The sequence below is a fragment of the Streptomyces sp. NPDC026538 genome, from assembly GCF_055567535.1.
In genome coordinates this window covers 24,037-41,291 of the sequence record NZ_JBVHQG010000016.1, presented here as the reverse complement: position 1 = coordinate 41,291, position 17,255 = coordinate 24,037, and the positions used below count along the sequence as shown (strand labels likewise).

The 17,255-nt window shown below is 73.1% G+C and carries 11 protein-coding genes; 2 read left to right on the top strand and 9 right to left on the bottom strand.

The annotated features are described in order from the left end of the window. Nucleotides 1-35: 35 nt before the first annotated feature. From ACZ4N4_RS42145 to ACZ4N4_RS42125, 5 genes are all read right to left on the bottom strand, one after another. Nucleotides 36-2,264, bottom strand: coding sequence for a serine/threonine-protein kinase (locus ACZ4N4_RS42145; protein WP_467599164.1), 2,229 nt, complete (start codon nucleotides 2,262-2,264; stop codon nucleotides 36-38). A gap of 120 nt (nucleotides 2,265-2,384) precedes the next feature. Beyond that, nucleotides 2,385-3,230, bottom strand: coding sequence for an oxygenase MpaB family protein (locus tag ACZ4N4_RS42140; RefSeq protein WP_467599161.1), 846 nt, complete (start codon nucleotides 3,228-3,230; stop codon nucleotides 2,385-2,387). Nucleotides 3,231-3,239: 9 nt separating this feature from the next. Next, nucleotides 3,240-4,418 (bottom strand): acyl-CoA dehydrogenase family protein, encoded by a 1,179-nt coding sequence (locus tag ACZ4N4_RS42135; protein WP_467599158.1) that lies wholly within the window; start codon nucleotides 4,416-4,418, stop codon nucleotides 3,240-3,242. A gap of 137 nt (nucleotides 4,419-4,555) precedes the next feature. Continuing rightward, complete coding sequence (locus ACZ4N4_RS42130; protein ID WP_467599154.1) at nucleotides 4,556-5,890, bottom strand: nucleotide disphospho-sugar-binding domain-containing protein; 1,335 nt, start codon at nucleotides 5,888-5,890, stop codon at nucleotides 4,556-4,558. Further along, nucleotides 5,883-6,026: a hypothetical protein gene (locus ACZ4N4_RS42125; RefSeq protein ID WP_467599151.1), complete on the bottom strand. Its 144-nt coding sequence runs from the start codon at nucleotides 6,024-6,026 to the stop codon at nucleotides 5,883-5,885. The genes ACZ4N4_RS42130 and ACZ4N4_RS42125 overlap by 8 nt, the downstream gene beginning before the upstream one ends. A gap of 232 nt (nucleotides 6,027-6,258) precedes the next feature. Here ACZ4N4_RS42125 and ACZ4N4_RS42120 point away from each other — a divergent pair, with 232 nt between their 5' ends. Then, entirely contained in the window at nucleotides 6,259-6,516 is a 258-nt protein-coding gene (locus ACZ4N4_RS42120; RefSeq protein ID WP_467599148.1) for a methyltransferase family protein, read from the top strand. A 41-nt stretch (nucleotides 6,517-6,557) separates the two neighbouring features. Here ACZ4N4_RS42120 and ACZ4N4_RS42115 read toward each other — a convergent pair whose 3' ends face one another. Both ACZ4N4_RS42115 and ACZ4N4_RS42110 read right to left on the bottom strand, forming a co-directional pair. Then, a complete protein-coding gene (locus ACZ4N4_RS42115; RefSeq protein ID WP_467599145.1) occupies nucleotides 6,558-7,787 on the bottom strand; it encodes a cytochrome P450 family protein in 1,230 nt (409 codons plus the stop codon). Nucleotides 7,788-8,052: 265 nt separating this feature from the next. Continuing rightward, nucleotides 8,053-10,887, bottom strand: coding sequence for an ATP-binding protein (locus ACZ4N4_RS42110; RefSeq protein WP_467599143.1), 2,835 nt, complete (start codon nucleotides 10,885-10,887; stop codon nucleotides 8,053-8,055). 207 nt (nucleotides 10,888-11,094) lie between these two features. On the opposite strand from ACZ4N4_RS42110, the gene ACZ4N4_RS42105 reads away from it, so the two are divergent. Further along, nucleotides 11,095-11,748, top strand: a complete 654-nt coding sequence (locus tag ACZ4N4_RS42105) for a sigma-70 family RNA polymerase sigma factor (RefSeq protein WP_467599140.1) — start codon at nucleotides 11,095-11,097, stop codon at nucleotides 11,746-11,748. A 1,024-nt stretch (nucleotides 11,749-12,772) separates the two neighbouring features. Here ACZ4N4_RS42105 and eccCa read toward each other — a convergent pair. Together eccCa and ACZ4N4_RS42095 are read right to left on the bottom strand one after the other, a co-directional pair. Further along, a complete protein-coding gene (eccCa, locus tag ACZ4N4_RS42100; RefSeq protein WP_467599137.1) occupies nucleotides 12,773-16,786 on the bottom strand; it encodes a type VII secretion protein EccCa in 4,014 nt (1,337 codons plus the stop codon). A gap of 34 nt (nucleotides 16,787-16,820) precedes the next feature. Continuing rightward, complete coding sequence (locus tag ACZ4N4_RS42095) at nucleotides 16,821-17,219, bottom strand: YbaB/EbfC family nucleoid-associated protein (RefSeq protein WP_467599135.1); 399 nt, start codon at nucleotides 17,217-17,219, stop codon at nucleotides 16,821-16,823. Nucleotides 17,220-17,255: the final 36 nt, after the last annotated feature.

The following is a 17,255-nucleotide window of genomic DNA, read 5'->3' as shown; positions in this document are numbered from 1 at the left end:
TGGATACAGCCCCGCGGCCTGACGGGGCGCTCGTTCTACAGGCGTCCGCCCGATGCTTGCTGTTGGCGTAGTACCGCCACACGTCGGTACAGCTCCACGGCCTCGGCCCCTCGGCCCAATTGTTCCAGGCAGTGCGCCTCGTCGTTGCGGCTGGCCAGGGTGTCCGGGTGGTCCGGGCCGAGGACTCGCTCCCGGGCGGTGGCCACCCGCCGGTACTCCGTCAGCGCGTCCGCCCAGCGGCCCAGCCAGCCCAGGCTCACCGCGACCTCTCGGCGGCTGACCAGTGTGTCGGGATGGTCGGGGCCGAGGACGCGTTCGCGGATGGCGCATACGTCCCGGGATTCCGCGAGGGCCTCCTCCCAGCGGGCGAGGCGGCCCAGGTTGACGCCGAGACCGTGGCGGGCGCGCAGGGTCTCGGGGTGGGCGGGGCCCTGGACGCGGGTGCGGTCGTCGATCAGGGCACGGTAGAGGCTGAGCGCGTCGGCGCTGCGGCCGAGACGGCCGAGGCTGATGCCGACCTCGTAGCGGGCGGCGAGGGTGTCGGGGTGGTCGGGGCCGAGGGCCCGGGAGCGCGCCTCGGCGACCTCGCGGTAGGTCCGCAGGGCCTCTTCCCAGCGCCCCAACTGTCCCAGCGCGTAGGCGACTTCGTAGCGGGTGACCAGGGTGTCGGGGTGCTGTGGGCCAAGGACACGTGCACGGGCGACGGCCACGTCGTGGGCCATGCGGTACGAGTCCTCCAGCCGGCCCAGTCTGCTGAGGTTGAAGGCGAGGTTGTGGCGGCAGCGCAGGGTGTCGGGATGGTCCGGGCCCATCAGCCGCTGCCGGACGGCGAGTACGGCGGTGTACGCCTGATGGGCTTCGAAGTGGCGGCCCAACTGACCCAGGACATAGGCCGTTTCCTGGCGGGCGGCGAGGGTGTCGGGGTGGTCGGCCCCGAGCCCGCGCTCCCGGGCGTGGGCGACCTCGGTGTACTCGCGCAGGGCGTCGGCGGCGCGCCCGGTCCGGCTGAGAGTGAAGGCGATCTCGTAGCGGCTGGCGAGGGTGTCCGGGTGGTCGGGGCCGAGAAGGCCGGCGCGCTCGGCGGCGACCGCGCGGTGCACCTCGCCGGCCTCGGCCCAGCGCCCGAGCCGGCCGAGGCTGAGCCCGGCGTTGTGCCGGCCGACCAGGGCGGCAACGGCCTCCGGGGCCGGGACCACGGGGAGGGGTTCGGCGGGGCCGGCGCCCGGGCGGGTCGTCCACTCCCCGGTGAGCCCGGCCGCGGGGTCGGGCGGGGTGGTGCGCAGGCCGGTGCCGGTCGCCTTGTGGCCGGTGGTCATGCCTCGGGTCCAGGACGGCAGCCGGGGCTCGCGGAGCGCCGTGTCCGGGGCCCTGAACTGGGGCTGCGCGGTGGCGACGGTGGGGACGTACGTGGGTGTCGTACGACCGGAGGTGATCCGGCGGCCCACCTCCTTGGCATCGTAGGGCCGTTGCTCGGGCCGTTTGGCCAGCAGGTCCAGGACGACCTTCTCCAACCAGCCCGGCAGTTCGGCGCGGTGGGCGCGGGGCGGAGCGGGTGGGGTGTCACGGTGGCCGATGAGGATCGCCCAGGCGTCGGCCAGGTCGAACGGCGGCGCCCCGGTGGCGATCTCGTACAGCACGCAGCCCAGGGAGTACAGGTCGCTGCGCTGGTCGACCTCGGTGCCGCCGATCTGCTCCGGTGACATGTAGTGCGGGGTGCCCATGGCGATGCCGGTGCCGGTCAGCCGGGAGGTGAGGCCGATGTCGTGGCCGAGGCGGGCGATGCCGAAGTCGCAGAGCTTCACCGTGCCGTCGGTGAGCCGCATGATGTTGGCGGGTTTCAGGTCCCGGTGCACGATGCCCTGTTGGTGGGTGTACGCGAGGGCGGCGGCGACCTGCTCGGCGATGTCGACGACGTCGCCGACGGGCAGCGGATGGTGCTTGTTGTCCTCCATGAGCTGGCTGAGGTTGCGGCCGTCCAGCAGCTCCATCACGAGGTAGAGGATGCCGTCGTGCTCGCCGAAGTCGTGGACCACGGTCACCCCGCGGTGGGAGAGGGCGGCGGCCACTCTCGCCTCACGGCGGAACCGTTCGCGCAGGACGCGGGTGAACGCCTGGTCGTGGTGCGGACCCAGCGGTTTGAGGCACTTGACGGCGACCTGGCGCCCGAGGGATTCGTCGCGGGCCCGCCACACCTCGCCCATCCCGCCCCGTCCGATCAGGTCGAGCAGCCGGTACCGCCCCTGGACCAGCCTGGTGTCAGCCATCGCGCGCCGTCGCCCCCCGTCGCTGCAGCCCCGCCCTCCCCAGGGGGTCGCGGTCAAGGTGCGGCCGCGTCGGACCGGCCCGTTCCGTGACACACTCCCCTGGTCGTCCAGTATGGCGGTCTAATGCCCGACTTTGTACGGTGCCGGGCGCGCGTCGGGACCGAGCCTCGCCATGGCGCGCAGGATGTGTTTGGGCGGGAGTTGCCAGCGCAGACGTGCGGGAACAGTGCGCAGCAGGGTGCCGGTGGCGCGCAGTCGCCGGGTCACGACGGCGGGTTCGGGGGCCGGTCTGCCGTACAACTCGTGGGCGTACGGCGGCAGAGAGGCGTACGCCAGGTGGGCCACGCGCCGCCACAGCACCTCGCGCGCCGGTATCAGGAGCGGGTGCGTCGGGGGGCGGAGCAGGAAGTCGTCCACCGCGCGTGCGTCGGCTCCGGCGGCGAGCAGCGGCCGTACCTTGTGGAAGTAGGCGGCCATGTCCGCCCGGTCGGCCGGTACGGCGGCCGGGTCGAGGCCCACCAGGCGGGCGCTGACCCGGTGCTCGGCGAGGTAGCGGTCGGCCTGGGCGTCGGTGAGCGGGAAACCGGAGCGGCGCAGGACGTGCAGATACGAGTCGATCTCGGCGCAGTGCACCCACAGCAGCAGTTCGGGGTCGTCCACGCCGTACCGCTCCCCGGTGTCCGGGTCGGTCGCGCCCAGCATGCTGTGGATCTTCCGCACCCGCGCCCCGGCCCGCTCGGCGGCCTCCGCCGTGCCGTAGGTCGTCGTGCCGACGAAGTTCGCGGTCCGCATCAGCCGGCCCCAGGCGTCGCGGCGAAAGTCGGAGTTCTCCATCACCCCGCGCACCGCGCGCGGGTGCAGGGCCTGCAGGTAGAGCGCGCGGACACCGGCGACCCACATCATCGGGTCGCCGTGCACCTGCCAGGTCACGGAGTCCGGGGTGAACAGCCCGGGGTCGCCGTTCATGACCGCAGACTAACGCCGGACCCGTGGCATCCCCAGTCCGATCCACGAGATGATCTCGCGCTGGATCTCGTTGTTGCCGCCGCCGAAGGTGAAGATGACCGCCGAGCGGTAGCCGCGTTCCAGGTCGCCGTGGAGGACCGCGCCGGCCGAGCCCTCCTTCAGCGGGCCCGCCGCACCGACGATCTCCATCAGCCAGGCGTAGGCGTCGCGGCGAGTCTCGGAGCCGTAGACCTTGACGGCGGAGGCGTCCTGCGGGGTGAGGGTGCCCTCCTGGACGGCGGTCACCATCTGCCAGTTCAGCAGCTTCATGGCGTCGAGGCGGGTGTGGGTGCGGGCGAGGTTGCGGCGCACCCAGGGCAGGTCGACGACGCGTCGGCCGTCGGCGAGCTTGGTCTCCATGGTCCAGCGCTGGACGTCGTGCAGGGCGCGGATCGCCATGGTGCCGTGGGCTGCGAGGGTGACCCGCTCGTGGTTGAGCTGGTTGGTGATCAGCCGCCAGCCCTGGTTCTCCTCGCCGACCCGGCGGGAGACGGGGACGCGGATGTGCTCGTAGTAGCTGGCGGTGGTGTCGTGCGAGGCGAGGGTGTTGATCACGGTGCAGCTGTAGCCGGGGTCGGAGGTCGGCACCAGGAGCATGGTGATGCCCTTGTGCGGCGGGGCCTCGGGGTCGGTACGGGTGGCCAGCCAGACCCAGTCGGCGGTGTCCCCGTTGGTGGTCCAGATCTTCTGGCCGTCGACCACGTACTCGTCGCCCTCGCGGACGGCCCGGGTCTTCAGCGCGGCCAGGTCGGTGCCTGCGTCGGGCTCGCTGTAGCCGATGGCGAAGTCGATCTCGCCGGAGAGGATGCGGGGCAGGAAGTACGCCTTCTGCTCGTCCGTGCCGTACCGCATGATCGTCGGGCCGACCGTGTTCAGCGCCATCAGCGGGAGCGGTACGCCCGCCTGGGCGGCCTCGTCGAAGAAGATGAACTGTTCCATCGCGGTCAGACCCCGGCCGCCGTACTCCTTCGGCCAGCCGACGCCCAGCCAGCCGTCCGTTCCCAGCCGGCGGATCGTCTCCCGGTAGAAGCGTTTCTGCGCGGCCGGGTCGGCGTAGCGGGCGTAGGCGTTGTCCGGCACCAGGCCGGCGAAGTAGGCGCGCAGTTCGGTGCGCAGCCGCTGCTGCTCGGGCGTGTGGTCGAGGTGCACGGCGCCTCCAGGCTCCCGACGGGCGGTCCTGACGGCGCACACCGTAGAACGTGTTCCAGAAATTGGGAATGGCGACGCGGGTGCGCGACCCGGTCCGTTCCGGCGGGACCTGTTGGAGGACGTGGTGGTGGGGTTCCTCAGGTGTCGGTGCGGGGGAAGCCCCCGGCACGGGCCGGGGCGCCGGTCAGCGAGGCGGCGAGGTCGGCGATCAGGGTGCCGCCGGTCTCGCGGCCCGGTGCGCGGCGGATGTTCTCGCGGACCTCTGCGAGGCGTTGCCGGCGGTCGGCGTCGGCGAGCAGGTCCTCGATAGTGTCCAGCAGTGCGTCCGGGTCGAAGCCGTAGGTGTCCGCCCGGACGCCGAAGCCGAGGTCGGCGACGCGTTGCGCGTTGTCGTACTGGTCCCGGAACAGCGGGAGGACGATCATCGGCAGACCCGCGGCGACGCCTTCGCCCAGGGTGTTGCTGCCGCCGTGGGTGATGAGGAGGTCGCAGTCGGGCAGCACGCCGGGCTGCGGCAGGAACGGCTCGCCGTACATGTTCGGGCCGAGGGTGACCTCGTGGTGGCAGGGGCCCATGGAGACGACGGTGCGGTGGCCGGTGCGGGCCACGACGTCCACGAGGTGCTGGAGGAGCCGGGTGTCCAGGGACCCGAGGGAGCCCAGGGACAGGTAGATGACGGGTCCGGTGCCGGGCAGGTGGTCGGCCACCCGAAACCTGCGCTCGCCGGCTCGGACCACGGTGTCGAGCCGGTGCCAGCGCCGCGTGAACTCCGCCGGGCGCGGGTAGTCCAGTGCGCTCGGATAGGTGTAGAGGTTGAGCCAGGGCGAGTCGTGGGAGAACCGCAGCGGTTCCAGCCGCGGGGCGCCCTGGGCGGTGCAGTAGGCGTCGAACTCGGCGTGCAGTCCGGTGTGCAGGGCCGCGTACTCGGCGTGGAAGGCGTCCCAGCCGGAGCGGTCGTCGAGCGGGTAGCCGGAGAAGGCGGGCGGCAGATCGGGGTCGGCCAACTCCAGCGGGTTCGCCGAGACCGACCGCACCCAGGGTGTGCCGGAGGCGGCGACGGACGGGTCCGCACGGACGTTGTCCACCACGATCAGGTCGGGCCGGACCTCGTCGATGATCGCGCACAGCCGGGGGTGGGCGTACTCGGCGGCCCGCGCCAACTCGGCCCACTGCGGCCGGATCACCGTGCGCAGTTGTTCCAGGGTGGTGCCGCGGAAGTGCGCGGCGTTCTCGCGCACCCAGGCGGCCCACATCGCCGGGCCGCCCTCGGCCGGGTCGGTGGGCGGGGGCGAGGCGTCGTACACCTCCTCGTCGAAGCCGTGGGCGGCGGCGACCCCGCGGAAGCTGCCGTCCATCGCGAACACCGGCCGCTGTCCGCGGTCGCGGACCACCTCGGCCATCGCCCGCAGCGCGTTGTACGGACCCCAGGCGGCGGCGCCCGGGACGAAGAGGATCCGGGCGTCGTCAGACACGGGCCGGCCCCCGCCCGGACAGCGGGAGCCGGCGGTCGCCGACGGTGTCGGACAACTCCGGTGCGCACAGGGGTGGTTCTCCGGCGGGCACGGTCGTCGCCGTGCCGCGGTCGAACCCGTTGCGGTGCGAGCTCATCGGCCGCCTCTCGGTCCGGGGTCCGGGCCCGCAAGCGTGCCGCGGCCCCGGGGGTGATGCCGCTCGACACCGTACGGCCACGTCACGGGGACATCGACAGATCCCCGAACGAAGACCTGTCGGCCGCCACGGCCGTGCTCCTACCTTTCTGTCCCACGCGACCCGGACATGGCCGGCCGCGGCGTCCCCGCTGCTCCGCCGGGCCCCCGGGCCCGCACCGGGCCGACGTGGCGTGTCACACCGACGAGATGGAGCCCTGCCCGTCATCACACAGCAACCCCTCGGAACCCTCCACGAACTGGCCTACGGCGCGTACCCGGCGCACTGCCTCCAGGTCGTCAGCGAGATCGGCGTCGCCGACCACATCGACGACGAGCCCGTGCCCGTCGGCAAGCTCACGGCGGCCTGCGGCGCCGACCCCGGCATGCTCACCCGGGCGCTGCGCCTGCTCGCCTCCTTCGACGTCCCGTGGGGAGCCCGGCCGGGGTGACGCCGTTCTGTGCTGGTCGTGGTCCGTGCTGGTCGGCTCCGCTACGCGGCGGGGCCCAGGAGCACGGGCAGCCCGGCGAGGTCGTTGCCGATGAATGAGTGCTGGGGCTCCAGTTCGTCGGGGGCGATGGAGAGGGTCAGCCGGGGGAAGCGGTCGAACAGGGCCGGCAGGGCGATCTCGGCTTCGAGCTTGCCGAGCGGGGCGCCGACGCAGTAGTGGATACCGTGGCCGAAGGCCAGGTGCTGCTTGTCGGCACGGTCGATGTGGAAGGCGGCCGGGTCGTCGTGGACGCCCGGGTCACGGCCGTGGGCGCCGAAGCCGATGAGGATGGCGTCTCCGGCCCGCACGGTGACGCCCTCGCCGAGGTCGATGTCATCGGTGGCGAACCGCAGCGGCAGGTGCATGATCGGCGGGTGCAGCCGCAGCGTTTCGTCGATCACGTCGGTCCAGCGGGCCGGCTCGGCGAGGACGGCGGCGAGCTGGTCGGGGTGGGTGAGGAGTTCGCGCACAGCGGCGTCGATCAGGGCCACGGTGGTCTCACTGCCGCCGCCGATCATCGCGATGAGGGTGGAGACGAGTTCCGTCTCGCTGAGCCGGTCGCCGTCCTCCTCGTGGGCGGTCAGAAGCACGCTGGTCATGTCGTCGGCGGGTGCGCGGCGCTTGGCCTCGATGAGCGTCCGCATCGCACGGTAGAGGTCGTCGGCCACGGCCGCGGACTGCTCGGGCGTGACGTCGGTGGCGAACACCGCTCCCATGACGCGGAGCATCTCGGGCCGCTGGTCGGCGGGGACACCGAACAGGTCACAGATGACTCGGGTGGGCACACCGTGCGCGAACTCGGCGCGCAGGTCCACGTGTTCGTCGGTGCCTCGGTCCTCCAGGGCGTCCAGGAGGTCGGTGACGACGACCTCGATCGCGGGCCGCAACTCTTCGATCCTGCGGGGGGTGAACGCCCTGCCGAGCAGCTGCCGAAGGCGCGCGTGGTCGCCGCCGTCGGAGGTGAACATGCTGACCACGTCGACCCACGGACAGAGCCACGGTACGGCGCCGGGCTGGTGTCCGGGCCAGGACTTGCGCGCGTCCTTGGAGACGTGCGGGTGGATGAGGAGCTGCCTGGCGACGTCGCCGCGGGTGACCGACCAGGCGACCACGCCCTCGGGCAGGCGCACCCGGACGGCGGGGCCGGCGGCACGCAGTTCGTCGAGTTGCTCGTACAGACGTCTGCCGCCGTCGCTGTCGAGGGTCACGGCCTCGGTGTGAGGGCTGGTCACGCGGTACCTCCTGGGGTGTGGGCCGGGGTGGACACACGCTGGGGGTGCGGGCGGGAACGAACGCGGTACCGCCTTCGGCGTTTCGAGCGCCTCGCCACCGTACGGCCGTACCACGAGGACAGGCACAGATCCCCGAACGGGGACCTGTCGGGCGGCGGGGCCGGGTTCCTACCTTTTGTGCTGCGCCAACCACGGGCGTACCGGGGCAGGTTGGCGCCGCAGGTCCTTCGGTGCCGGAACGGGAGCGCGGGTGCTTCCTGGCGGCCTACGGCGTGGGGGGCGGGGCGGCGGGGCCGACCTCGCGCCGGGAACGAACCCGCAACTTGGTGAGGATGTGCGAGACATGGGTCTCCACGGTGCGCCGCGAGAGCAGCAGCCGGGCGGCGATGTCGGGGTTGGACAGGCCCTCGGCGACCAGGTCGGCGACCCGCCGCTCGGTAGCGGTCAGTGCCTCCCAGCCGGACGACGGACGCACGTGCGGGGCCCGGCTCCCGGCGCGTACGCCCCAGGGGCGCAGCCGCGCGGCGGTCCGGCGGGCGTCCCAGTCCGCGCCCAGCTCGCCGCAGACCGCGAGGGCCTCGCCGAAGGAGACACGGGCCGCGTCGAGGTCCCCGGACCCGGCCTGGACGACGGCCAGATCCTCCAGGGCGTTGGCCAGATCCGGCTGCCGGTCGGCGGTGCGGTGGTAGCCGACGGCGGTGAGCAGCGGGGCCGGGTCCTGGTCGAGCAGCCCGGAGCACCAGTCGGCGGCGGCCCGGGTCCGCGGCCGCGGCCGGCGGTCGGCGGCCTGGCGGGCGGCGAGCGTGGCCGCGGTCGCGATCTCCCGGTCGTCGGCGGCCAGCGCCAGCCGGACCAGGGCGGGCAGCCACTCCGGGTGGTTGCCGACGTCGTGCGCGTAGGTGTCGGCCATCAGCTCCGTGAGCACCTCGACGGCCTCGGGGAGCCGGCCCGCCCGTTCGGCGACCAGGCTGCGGGCCAGCAGCAGGTGTCCGGCGGCGACGGGTCCCTGCCCCGGGGTCCGGCCGCCGCCCGGGGCGTCGAGGAGACCGGCCGCTTCCTCCCACTGCCCACGGCGGGCGCTGATCAGCGCCTTCAGGCCCCGGCGGGCCAGCCGCCACAGCGGCGGGAGATCGGTGACCTCGTCCAGCACGGTCAGCGCGTCGTCCCAGCGTCCGTGCTCGTAGTAGCGCTCGGCCCCTTGGACGAGGGTCATCGACAACCGGGTCGCGCCGACCCGTTCGGCGAGGTTGCGGGCCTGGGTGAGCGCCTCCTCCGCCTCCTGGAGACGGTCGACTCCGTCCAGGTCGGTGGCCCGGTGACCGAGCAGGATGAGCCGCAGGTCGACGAGGTCCGGGTCGTTGCCGACCTCCGCCAGCGCCTCGTCGTTCAGGGCCAGGGCGCCGGCCTGGTCACCGTGCCAGCTGCGGATGACGGAGGCGGTGTTCAGGGCGTATCCGACGGCCATCGGGTCGCCCAGTTTCCTGCCCTCGTCCAGCGCCTCTGCCATCGCCAGCCGGGCCCGGCCGATCTGCCCGAGTACGTGCCGGGCCAGCGCCACCAGGGCCAGCAGCCGGGCCCGCCATTCCGGTCCGATCCGGGGGTCGCCGCTGGCCGCGCGCCAGTTGTCGATCACGACCTCGTAGCGGCCGGTCCGCATCCCGATGGTGCTGAGCAGCCATCTGACCCGGCCGAGCAGCTCGGGGTCGGACGTCTGCCGCAGCACGGTCCTGGCCAGCTCCTCGGCGCGGTCCAGGGGGCCCATGCGGAAGTAGAGGGCGGCCAGTTGTGCGGTGAGCACGAACAGCCGCGGATCGTCCGTGGCCGCCTGGCGCACGGCGTGTTCCAGGAGTTCCGCGGCGGCGATCGGGGCCCTTACGACCAGCCGCTCGGCGTTGTCCGCGAGCCACTCCCACTCGCGGTCCTCGGCCGTCTCCAGGACCGGGAGGATCAGCTCGGCCACCCGCTCGACGGGAGCCCCGGAGGCCATCAGCTCCTGCGCCGCGCGCCGCAGGAACGCGGTCCGCAGGGCGGGCGGCATGGCCTCGTAGAGCACCTCCTTCAGGAGGCCGTGTCTGAAGCGCAGCCGGGACCCGGCGGACTCCAGCACGGCGGCGCCGAGCGCCTCCTCGGCCACGGCCAGCAGGGATCCCGTGCCGCGGCCCACCGCCGCCGCCAGGTCCCGCACCGAGAACTCCGGCCCGAGCAGCGAGGCGGCGCGCAGCGCCTCCTGGGTGTCGGCGGAGAGCCCGGCCAGCCGGTCCGCGATCACGTCCCGCAACTCGGTGAGCCGCTCCACGTCCCGGCCGGCCGCCGTCAGCTCCACCCGGCCGTCCGCGGACCGCAGGGCGCCGACCCGCGCCAGGGCGTCCAACAACTCCCTTACGTAGAGCGGGTTGCCCGCCGCGGAGCGCAGCCGTTCGGTGAGCACCGGTCCGGGTTCACCGCGCGCCAGCAGCCCGGTCAGCTCCGCGACGCGCTCCTCCGGCAACCGGTCCAGGGAGATCAACTGCCCGCCCATGGACCGCAGATCGCGGCGCAGCGGCTCCAACTCGGCACGGCCCGGCACCGGACGGCAGGTGCCGATGACCAGCAAAGGCAGCTGGACCGAGGCCCGGCACAGCCGGCGCCACATCAACAGGCTCGCCTCGTCGGCCCAGTGCAGGTCCTCCACGGCCAGCACCAACGGGCCGGTCGTACACAACCGGTCCACCAGGACGAGCAGTTGCTCGGTGGCCGCCACCACCGGGTCCCCGGCGAGCAGGCGCATGGTCCAGCCCGACGCCTGCTGGGGCTGCTCCAGGGCGAGTGCGGCCTCCGCGCGCCGGGGGTCGGGTGAGCCTGCCTCGACGCCGAGGAGCCGGGTCATCACGGAGAGCGGAAGCCGTCGGCCCAGCTCGTCGCACTGGCCGGTCGAGACCTCGCAGCCGGCCGCGCGGGCTTTGGCCAGGGCGTGCGCAAGCAACGTCGACTTACCGATGCCCGGCTCGCCCTCGATCAGCAGACTCCCGCCGCGACCTGCGGCGACATCGGAGACCAGGCGATCCAACGTGGCCCGCTCCGCTTCCCGCCCGATCACCGGGTGCAGTTGTTGCCCGAGCATGCTCATGACTCTAGAGCCTTTCTGTGAGGTCCCACTCCGTTTCAGATGACGCCTGGGGAAACTGCGGCCTCACTCACACGGCCGCCCCCGGCTCACTGAGTCGGTGGTCCCCCTGAGCCTCCGGGATCTCAGTGAGGCTCACGGATGTCTCCGTATCCGCGCTGCCGCAGGCTCGTTCCATCGGTCGGCAACAGATGGGGCAGGCTCATGACGACGGCACTGGCACCCGAGGCACGCACCTGCGCACCGCAGGCGTCCCCCACCCCGGGGTCCCCGGAGCAGAAGATGCGGATGATCTACGACGTCAACAAGGGTTCCCTGATGCGCAGTCTGCTCGGGTGGACCCAGGGCGACCGCCAGACGGCCGAGGACCTCGTCCAGGAGACCATGCTCCGGGCCTGGCGCAATCTGGACACCCTGCCCGACGACCCGCGCGCGGTACGGCCCTGGCTGCTGACGGTGTCGCGACGGCTGGCGATCGACATGCTGCGGGCCCGCTCCTCGCGCCCCACCGAGGTGGAGGACGACCCGCTGGAGTCGATACCGGTGGCAGCGGAGCCGCTGGAGCAGGTTCTCGACCGCCAGGTGCTGCGCACGGCGCTCGCCGAGCTGTCGGCCACCCACCGCGCGGTGCTGGCCCAGGTCTACTTCCTGCACCGGCCGGTCCGGCACGCGGCCGAGGCGCTCAACGTCCCGGAGGGCACGGTCAAGTCGCGCACCCACAACGCGCTGCGGGCGCTGCGTGAGGCGCTCGGCGACCGCAACGGGGCGACCCTTCGCGCCCGGCACGGCCTTCCGACGCCGGCGCCGCGGCACCCGGGCGTGCGTCCGGCCGCACGGACCGCCGTCGCCGCGCACTGATCCGGTACGCCCGGGTCGCGGCCCTACCGGATCCCGGCGCGACGCTTCCTCCCGCTCCGGGCCGATACGGGCCACCGCGTCCACGCCTCCTCGCGATGGAGGCCGGCCTCCGGCTCGGTGCGGACTCAGTACGCGCCAGGGTTCGCCAACGCCTGCCAGGACAAGGGCAGTTGCCCAGCGGTATCGGGGGTCGACCGGCCCGCTCCGGCGACTCCGGCCGATCCGACCGGTCCAGCCACACACCGCTCGCCGCCGCAGGCACCCGGCGACCTGCCTTTCCTGCCGCCCGGCGATCTGTCGTCCCGGCCGCCCAGCGACCTGCCCGGCCCGCCGCCCGCCGAGCTGCCTTTCCTGCCGCCCGGCGAGCTGCCTTCCCTGCCGCCCGGCGAGCCGGCTTACCCGCCACCTGGCGAGCCGCACGCCCTCCGCGATCCAGACCGTCGTCCGCCCCTCGGCCTCCGCACACTCCGGCGGTCGAGGGGCGGTGCCGTGTTCTCTCGGTGCACCGGCCGCGGGCAGCGTCCGCCCGGTGTGCTGGTGCTGCCGGTGTGCGGTGACGCGCAGGGCGGCGGCCGGTATTGCGTCGTGGTGAGTGCACCGCGACGGTCGGTGCGGGCCTTCGGCCGGAGGCGCAGCCGGGAGCGCGCCGCACGACCGATCGGTCAGGTCGGCGAGTTGACCGACCGCCGCGGCCATCGAGGCTTCGGTCTCCGTCCGGGACGGCAGCCGCCGGGCCGGTTCGTCGTGGGGCGCGCACGGTGCCCGGCGTACGGCTGTCCGCGCCGCGGACACAAGCGCGGGGAAGCAGGCCCCCGGCTCGCCACCCTTCATGGGCACGGCGCGGTCATGTCCCGTGCCGGGGTCCGTCAACAGAGCTTCTTCCAGGGCGGGTTCGGCCTTCCGGCCGACCGTCGAGGCCATCGTGTGCGCCGCCATGTCGCGGAGCGTAGCGATCGCCCAGGAGACGAAGGTTCCGCGGAGATGAACGTTTCCCGCTTCCCCTCCGCCCCGCCGGGCTCCTTGCTCACCCGTCCAGGGCGACCTGGACCAGGGTCGGCGGCGCCTGGCGGCCGACCAGGACCCCGCGACCGGGCGGGCGGTGCGCCGCACGCTCACTGCCGAGCACCACGCCTTCGCGGGGGTCACCGGACAGGACCAGACCCGCGGTACCCAACTCCTTCACCCGTGTCAGGAGTTGCTCGGACATCGAGCCACGGGCGCTGCCGGCGACCCGGCGGGCCACCACCATGTGCAGTCCGATCTCACGCGCCTGGGGCAGGAAGTCCAGCAGCGGATTGAGCGGTGACGTACGGCCGTTGGCGACCAGGTCGTAGTCGTCGACGACGACATAGAACTCCGGGCCGGTCCACCAGTCCCGGTTGCGCAACTGCTCCATGGTCACGTTCGCCGGGGGCAGCCGCTCGGTGAGCTTGGCGACGACCTGTTCGACGTAGACCTGGGCCGCGTTGGCATCGCCGACGTAGGCGCCGATGTACTCCTCGTCCACCGCGCCCATCAGGGCCCGTCGGTAGTCGACGACGATGAAACGCGCTTCGAAGGCGGAGCGCCGGGCCGCCAGGCCCTTCATCCAGCCGCGCAGGAACGTCGACTTGCCGCAGCCGGCGTCGCCGAAGACCAGGAAGTGCGGGTCGGCGTCCGTGAGGTTCAGGCGGACCGGGGCGAGGTCGGTCTCGGCGATGCCGATCGGCACGCCCGGGGTGGTGTCGTCCTCGCGGATCCGGCTCGACAGTTCGGCGACGGTGAGCCGCTCGGGCAGCATCCGGACCGGCGGGGCCACGGCTCCCGACCAGGAGGCCGCGAGCTTGCCGATCGCCTCTTCCTGCGCCTCCGCGAGGCCGTCGGCGGTGTCCTTGCCGTCGAGCCGGGGCAGGGCGACCTGGAACTGGATGCCGGGCGGCGCCATGCCGCGGCCGGGGGCGGAGAGGCCGAAGGCACGGGCCGCGCGGCGGTTGATCTCGGAGTCGCCCGGGTCGTTCAGGCGCAGTTCGAGGCGGGCCGAGATGGCGTCACGCAGCGCGGTGCGGATGTCGGCCCAGCGGCCCGCGGTCAGCACCAGGTGGACGGCGACGCCGAGGCCGCGGCCGGCGATGTCCAGGACGACCGCGTCGATGCCCTCCATCTCGCCGCGGATCGCACCCCAGTTGTCGATCACCAGGAAGACGTCGGCGGAGCGTATCCCCTTGGGCAGCCGGTCGGTGTTGCGCAGCCGCCGGAACTCGTCGGCGGAGTCGATGCCGAGGTGGCGGAAGAGCCGCTCCCTCTCGGCGATCAGCTGGCGCACCTCGGCCAGCGCGCGCCGGGCGCGGGCCGGGTCGTGCCGGCCGGCCACCCCGCTGACGTGCGGCGCCCGTTCGAAGGGCTGGAGCGAGCCGCCGCCGAAGTCCAGGCAGAGGAACTGCGCCTCGGCGGGCGTGTGGGTGAGCATCGTGGAGAGCATCAGGGTGCGCAGGAAGGTGCTCTTGCCGGACTGCGGGGCACCGACCACCGCGAGGTGGCCGGCCTTGGCGAAGTCCGGTACCAGCGGCTGCTGGAGCTGCTGGAGTGGCACGTCCAGGACGCCGACCGGGGTGCGCAGTGCGCCCTTGTGCGTCCACCAGTCGGCGGACATACCCCGCTCGGGGTGGACCACGACCGGTCCGGTGAGGTCGTCCAGGGCCAGCGCGCCCGGCAGCGGGGGCAGCCACACCTGGTGTGCCAACTGGCCTGCCGTGTCGAGGCGTTCGACGATGACCTGCATCTCGCTCGGCCCGTCCAGCATGGGCCGTACCCGCTCGCGCGCCTCCTCCGGCTCCGCGTCGGGGTCCGGCGGCAGCCGCAGCGCGAAGTGCACGGGATCGGTGGGCGGCGGCCCGGCGGCGAGGGCACGCTGCTCCTCCGACAGATGGGTCCCGGAGACATGGGCGACGCGGAAGCGTTCCAGGACCGTGTCGGCGACCTTGAGGTAGGCGGAGCCGGGGATCGGCGGCAGCCGGTAGGCGTCCGGGGTGCCGATGACGACCCGGGACTCCGCCGCGGAGAAGGTGCGCAGGCAGATCCGGTAGGAGAGGTTGGCCTCCAGGCCGCGCAGCCGCCCCTCCTCCAGTCGCTGGGTGGCGAGCAGCAGGTGGATGCCGAGCGATCGGCCGACCCGGCCGATCTGGACGAAGAGGTCGATGAAGTCCGGCCGGGTGGCGAGCAGTTCGCCGAACTCGTCCACGATGACCAGCAGGTACGGCAGCGGCTCCAGGGGCCGCCCGTCCGCGCCCGTGGCCCCGGCGGCGCGGCGCAGCTGGTACTCGCGGACGTTGTCGATGTTGCCGGCGTCGCGGAGCATCTTCTGCCGCCGCTGCTGTTCGCCGACGAGGGCGTCCTTGACCCGGTCGACCAGCGCGACCTCGTCCACCAGGTTGGTGATCAGGCCCGCCACATGCGGCAGGTCGGTGACACCGGCGAAGGTGGCGCCGCCCTTGAAGTCGACCAGGACCAGGCTGAGCAGTTCCGGTGAGTGGGTCATGGTCAGGCCGGTGACCAGGGTGCGCAGCAGTTCGCTCTTGCCGGAGCCGGTGGCGCCGACGATCAGGCCGTGCGGACCCATGCCGCCCTGCGCGGACTCCTTGAGGTCCAGGACGAGTTGCCGGCCGCCGCTGTCGAACCCGATCGGCATGCGCAGCACCTCCTCGTCCTGTGCGTCGACCCAGAGCGACTCGGGGCTGAAGTTCTCGAGGTCGGAGATGCCGAGCATGCTGGGCAGCGACATGGTCTGGGCGAGGATCTCCTCGCCCTCCGCGGACAGCCGCAGCGGGGCCAGCGCCCGGGCGACGGCCTCGCACAGCGGCAGTTCCGCGCTGCCCGCGACGGCCGATTCGACCGCCGAACGGGTGTCGGCGCGGCGGCCCTCCACGGTGACCGCGCCGTGCGCGTCGAGCCGTACCCGTACGTCGGCCCGGGTGGGCTCGTCGTTCTCCTGCTCCACCAGGCAGATCACGGTGATCGCGCTCTGCGGGCCGGCCGCCGCGAGGAGTTCGGCGGCGAGCGGCGAGCGGGCCCAGGCCGCCCGCGGCAGGTAGCGGTCGAGGACGACCACGAGGCGGCGACGGGTGTCCGGGACGTCCCGGTCGGTCAGGCCCAGCCGGCGGGACGGCTGCTGGACGGCCGCCTCCAGGGCCTGCTGAAGATGGTCGGCGATGCCCTCGAAGTCCTCCGCGACCAGCGGCACCACGCCGGCCTCCCCGGTGGTGTCCGGTTCATGGGTGTGCGGCAGCCACTTGGCCCAGTTCCAGTCCTCGCCGCCGGTCGCGATGGCGATGCCCACGTCGTCCGGAGCGTGCAGCACGGCGATCTGGCAGAGCAGGGCGCGTACGGCCGCGCGGGCCGACTTGGACGGCCCGAGCACGCTGACCACTCCGGCCTTCGCCAGGTCCAGCACGGCGGGCTGGTCTCCGACCACGGACATGATGTCGACCAGCCGGTCGGCCGCCGTCTTGGCGCGCGGGTCGTACTCCACGGTCGGGTCGTTGCGGGTGGACATCCGGATGGGCGTGGACAGCGGCGCGTTGCCCGTTCCCACGGACACCTTGAGGAAGTCGGCGTCGGTGACCCGGCGTTCCCATACGCGGCGGCGCTGGGAGGCGATCGCCCACAGCCGGTGCGGGGAGGGGAACTGCCAGGCGGCGACGGTGCGTTGGTTCTCCGCCACCTGGCGGGCGGTCCGCCGCACCTCGACCAGGTGGTCCAGGTAGCGGTCGCGGGCCCGCAGCTTCTGTTTACGGGCCTGGCCGCGCATCTGCATCCGGACGCCGACGGTGACGCCGATGGACATCACGACGAACGCGATGCCCAGCAGAACCAGCATCCGCCGGCCGCCGGACATCAGGTAGGCGGCCATGCTGATGCTCGACAGCAGTGGCATCAGCAGCATGAGCCAGCTGGCGTTGCTGTCCTTGCCGACCGGCTGCGGCGGCGCGGAGAGCACCACCGGGTCGGTGGGCAGCGGGGGCGGTACGACCCTGGCGGGCCGGTGGAAGATGACCCGGGACATCAGTTCTCCTCGTCGGTCGGGCTCACGGGCGGGGTCATCGCCGGGGACGGCGCTCGGGGAAGCGCGGTACGACGGGCGGCCTCTTCTCCTCGTTCCTGTCGCCGTTCAGCCCGGCCAGGATGTCCTGCAGGCCGCCCGTGATCCCCGACATGACCTCGGCGCGCTGCCCGGTGACGGTGTCGTGCGCGCTGTCGATGGCCTGGACGATGAGCCGGACCAGTCGTTCCGGGTTGTCGGGGTCGATCACCGACGGGTCGATACGCAGGTCCACGACCCGGCTCTCGGCCGAGACGGTCGCGCTGACCATGCCGTCCGTGCTGTGGCCCGTGGCCTCGATGTTCCGCAGGTCGAGCTGGGCGTCGGCCACCGTGCCCCGCATCCGGCGGGCATGGTGCGCGAGCGCGGAGAAGTCGACGTGCTCGTACTCGGGCATGCGAGCATCTGCCTTCCTGGGGGCCGTTGTTCACTC

Bases quoted from the DNA above. Each gene is read 5' to 3' on its own strand.
- ACZ4N4_RS42145 (WP_467599164.1), bottom strand. From the start codon at position 2,264: ATGGCTGACACCAGGCTGGTCCAGGGGCGGTACCGGCTGCTCGACCTG.
- ACZ4N4_RS42140 (WP_467599161.1), bottom strand. From the start codon at position 3,230: ATGAACGGCGACCCCGGGCTGTTCACCCCGGACTCCGTGACCTGGCAG.
- ACZ4N4_RS42125 (WP_467599151.1), bottom strand. From the start codon at position 6,026: ATGAGCTCGCACCGCAACGGGTTCGACCGCGGCACGGCGACGACCGTG.
- ACZ4N4_RS42110 (WP_467599143.1), bottom strand. From the start codon at position 10,887: ATGCTCGGGCAACAACTGCACCCGGTGATCGGGCGGGAAGCGGAGCGG.
- ACZ4N4_RS42105 (WP_467599140.1), top strand. From the start codon at position 11,095: ATGACGACGGCACTGGCACCCGAGGCACGCACCTGCGCACCGCAGGCG.
- eccCa (WP_467599137.1), bottom strand. From the start codon at position 16,786: ATGTCCCGGGTCATCTTCCACCGGCCCGCCAGGGTCGTACCGCCCCCG.
- ACZ4N4_RS42095 (WP_467599135.1), bottom strand. From the start codon at position 17,219: ATGCCCGAGTACGAGCACGTCGACTTCTCCGCGCTCGCGCACCATGCC.